A 3,813-nucleotide genomic window follows, 5' to 3' on the forward strand; every position below is an offset into this window, starting at 1 on the left:
TTGTTCATTTGTTTGAAAAATATGCAAATACTTTAAGCCCTGAAAAAGCTTTTAGTGAAGTTATTAAAAAAATTGATGGAGCTTATGCAATATTATTAATCACAAAAAAAGCTCCAAATACTATATTTTTTGCTAAGAAAAACGCACCACTAATAATAGGAAAAGGCTCAAATAATAGTGAGTTTTATATGGCATCTTGTGATGCTCCATTGGTTGGAATTTGCAAACAAGTTGCTTATTTAAACGATGGAGATTTTGGCTTTTTAGATAAAAATGGAATCCATTTATTAAATGGAGTTGTTGAGTTTAAAGAATTAAATTGTGATAAAGAAAGTGCTTTAAAAGATGGGTTTGATACTTTTATGGAAAAAGAAATCTACGAGCAAAGCCAAATCGTTCAAAATATATTAATAGGAAGAATTATTAATGATAAAGTATGTTTTGATGAATTAAAGAATTTAAATCAAGACTTTAGTAAAATCATAATTTGTGCTTGTGGCACTAGCTATCATGCAGCATTGGCAGCTAGCTATATTTTTGAAAGAAGTGCTAATATTGAATGCCGTGTAGAAATAGCAAGTGAGTTTAGATATAAAAATGGCTTTTTAGATAAAAATGCTTTATTCGTTTGTATATCTCAAAGCGGCGAGACAGCTGATACTCTTGAAGCTTTAAAAATAGCAAAAAATGCTGGGCTTAAAACTTTAGCATTATGCAATGTTGATAATTCAAGCATAGCAAGAGAAGCTGATTATTGTATTTTAATTCGTGCAGGGATTGAAAAAAGTGTAGCAAGCACTAAAGCATTTTGCGCTCAAATGCTAAATCTATGGCTACTAGCATTGTATTTAAATAAAAATCCTAATTTAGATATTAAAAAAGAATTACTTGCTATTAAGGATTTATCTAATGTATTAAAAGTAAATAAAAATACTCACGATAAACTAAAACGCTTAAGCAAGCGATACTTACACGGACACGGATTTTTCTTTATAGGTAGAGATTTATTTTATCCACTTGCACTTGAAGCAGCATTAAAATTAAAAGAAATAAGCTATATGCACGCAGAAGGCTACGCAGCAGGAGAGATGAAACATGGTCCTATTGCACTTGCTGATAGCGAATTATTTACAATAGCATTTATGCCAAAAAATATTTTATATGATAAAACTCGCTCAAATGTCTTAGAATTAAGTGCAAGAGATGCAAATATTTTAGCAATTTCTCCTATTGAGTTTAGCGAAGCTGATGATTTTATAAAAACAAGCGAACAAGAACATTATCTAAGCGAGTTTTTTGAAATGATGGTAATTATGCAATTATTTGCACTAGAAATCACAAATCGTGTTGGTGCAAATGTAGATATGCCAAGAAATCTAGCAAAAAGCGTAACGGTTGAATAAAGAATTTAAATTAGGATAATTTCCTAATTTAAATTCCATAATTTTATTCATTTATAGCATTTAAGTGTTGCTCTATTTCATCAAGGCTATTTGTATGAAAATTTCTTAATTTTATATTCGAATAAAATAAGCCATTGGTTTTGATTTTTAAAATTCTCTTTTTTCTTTTATAGCTTTTAATATCGCTTAGTTTTATGTATTTTGTAAAAAATATAAATCTAACTCCAATTCTATCTTTATACAAAATCACTTTAATTATAGGCATATCATAAATATAAATCACAAGCAAAATTGAGAAAAATATGCTTAAATAAACAAAGCCTGCTTTAAAAGCTCCTTGTGTTATTGCAATAATCAAATAAATAAATACAAAATACAAAACACTGCTAAAATCTAATTTAGATTTAATTATTTTCGCATCCATAATTTACTCATTAATTGATAAAATCTCAGCTCTTCCATTTACAATAGCTACGCAGTGTTCATAATGAGCAGTATTTAATCCATCTGCTGAAGCAGTTTCCCACATACCTTTTAGATTTTTAGGTCTTCCATCTTTTTGACAAATCATAGGCTCTATACAAAATACCATTCCATTTTTAATCTTTGGACCATTTTTAATACTATCATTTGGGTGTAGATAGTTTGGTATTTCAGGCTCTGCGTGTGGTTTTCTACCAATGCCGTGTCCGCAAAATCCTTCTAGTGGAACAAAACCACGAGAGCGAATAAAGTCTTCTAAAATCTTGCTAAGCTCTTTAAATCTCATACCATCTTTAATATTACTTATTGCATTTAGCAAACAATCCTTGCTACAAGCAATTAATTCTTCATCTTTTTTAGAGATTTTGCCAACACCATAAGTCCTAGCAGCGTCGCCATAATATCCATCTATGAAAGTTCCAACATCACAGCTTACAATATCGCCTTCTTTTAAAACTCTATCATCAGGAATTCCATGAATGCAAGTTTCATTAAGACTAACACAAATTGCACCTGGAAAACCATAAAGCCCTTTAAAAGCTGGTTTTGCACCAAGACTTAAGATATAATCTTCTGCAGCTTTATCTAATTCTTTTAAAGAAATTCCTGGTTTTATTAAAGTTTCAAGATAATCTAGCGTTTTTGCAACCATTTTATTAGCTACTCTTAATTTTTCTATTTCTGCTGGTTTTTTAATTTCTATCATATTCATCCTTTCTTACTTTATACCCCAAAAATACAAGCACTAAGGCTATTATAAATTGAGAGATATTATCTTTATTAAAACCCACATAGTCTAACATTGAAGCATTAATTATAATTATACCAATGGCTGAATAAAGAAATATTTTAGTTAAAAGCCCAGTATTAGCCATCCTCGTGCAAGGACATTTTCTACTAAGTCTTTCTATTTTTTCATTTTTTGGTGATGCTTTTTGAAAAAACCAAGCCATCAAACCAAAAAATACTAAAATTAATTCTATTATTAACATTGCTTAATGTATCTTATCCAAGAATCAAAATGTGGTTTTTCTAAACTAACTTTTGTTTGATTTCCATGACCTGGTAGTAAATAAAAATCATCTTTTAAATTCTTTGCTTTTTCAAGACTATTTACCATATCATCAGCATTTGAGAACTCAAAATCCCATCTGCCTATACTTCTTTCAAATAAAAAATCCCCACTAAAATAAACATCATCAAATTCAATCATAGAACAACCTGGAGTATGACCTGCAAAATGATGAAAAGTAAATTTTAAACCATTAAACACTAATTCTTCTTTGTCTTCAACAGCTATTGCTATATCATCGCTTGGCAAAAAACCATAAAAAGGATTTTTTAACATAAATATATCATCTTTTGGGGTGTATAAAGGAGCATTAAATTCTTGTGCTACTAATTTATTGTCCCATATGTGGTCGTGGTGTCCGTGAGTGTTTAAAATTGCTAGAACTTTGCTTGAGTTTTCTTTAATAAAACTTAAAGCACCTTTGCCTGGGTCTATTACAATATCTCCTAATTCGTGCTTTACAATATAACAATTTGTAGCGTAATCTCCACAAGGTCTTACTAAAATCTCATACATTTTTAATCCTTTCATAAAAATCTTTTAATATCTTAGTATCTTTACTAGCTCTAAAATCAATTATAATTTCTGATTTAAAATCTTTATTAAAAAATTCATCTTGCATAGTTTGTGCTAAAATTTTTGCTGGATCAATCAATGTGGCTTTAGGAAAATAAGTTTTAAATTCTTGCTCTAAAAATGGATAATGAGTACAAGCATAAAGAATATAATCATAATTATTTTTATTAAAATAATTTGCAAAATCTTCACTCGCTTTAGAATAATCCATACTCTCAACAATAGGAACAAAAGAAATAGGACTTATAAAGTCAGCTTTTATATTATATTTTTTACAAG

6 protein-coding genes are annotated in these 3,813 nt (G+C 29.0%); 1 reads left to right on the forward strand and 5 read right to left on the reverse strand.

What is annotated here, in order from left to right; translation table 11 throughout:
- A partial coding sequence (gene glmS, locus AVBRAN9331_RS09530) for a glutamine--fructose-6-phosphate transaminase (isomerizing) (protein ID WP_336612907.1) occupies positions 1–1,403 on the forward strand: 1,403 nt, incomplete at its 5' end.
- Positions 1,404–1,446: 43 nt separating this feature from the next.
- Here glmS and AVBRAN9331_RS09535 read toward each other — a convergent pair.
- From AVBRAN9331_RS09535 to AVBRAN9331_RS09555, 5 genes are all read right to left on the reverse strand, one after another.
- Positions 1,447–1,827 carry a hypothetical protein gene (locus AVBRAN9331_RS09535; protein WP_336612908.1) on the reverse strand — a complete coding sequence of 127 codons (381 nt, stop codon included), beginning with the start codon at positions 1,825–1,827 and terminating at the stop codon, positions 1,447–1,449.
- 3 nt (positions 1,828–1,830) lie between these two features.
- Positions 1,831–2,592, reverse strand: coding sequence for a type I methionyl aminopeptidase (map, locus tag AVBRAN9331_RS09540; RefSeq protein WP_214116039.1), 762 nt, complete (start codon positions 2,590–2,592; stop codon positions 1,831–1,833).
- A complete protein-coding gene (locus AVBRAN9331_RS09545; RefSeq protein ID WP_214120231.1) occupies positions 2,579–2,878 on the reverse strand; it encodes a hypothetical protein in 300 nt (99 codons plus the stop codon). The genes map and AVBRAN9331_RS09545 overlap by 14 nt, the downstream gene beginning before the upstream one ends.
- Positions 2,872–3,474, reverse strand: coding sequence for an MBL fold metallo-hydrolase (locus AVBRAN9331_RS09550; RefSeq protein ID WP_214116043.1), 603 nt, complete (start codon positions 3,472–3,474; stop codon positions 2,872–2,874). Before AVBRAN9331_RS09550 ends, AVBRAN9331_RS09545 begins: the two co-directional genes overlap by 7 nt.
- Positions 3,467–3,813: hypothetical protein (locus AVBRAN9331_RS09555; protein WP_336612909.1), on the reverse strand; the 347-nt coding region annotated here is incomplete at its 5' end. The genes AVBRAN9331_RS09555 and AVBRAN9331_RS09550, both read right to left, overlap by 8 nt.

The organism is Campylobacter sp. RM9331, from assembly GCF_020137685.1.
GTDB lineage: Bacteria > Campylobacterota > Campylobacteria > Campylobacterales > Campylobacteraceae > Campylobacter_E.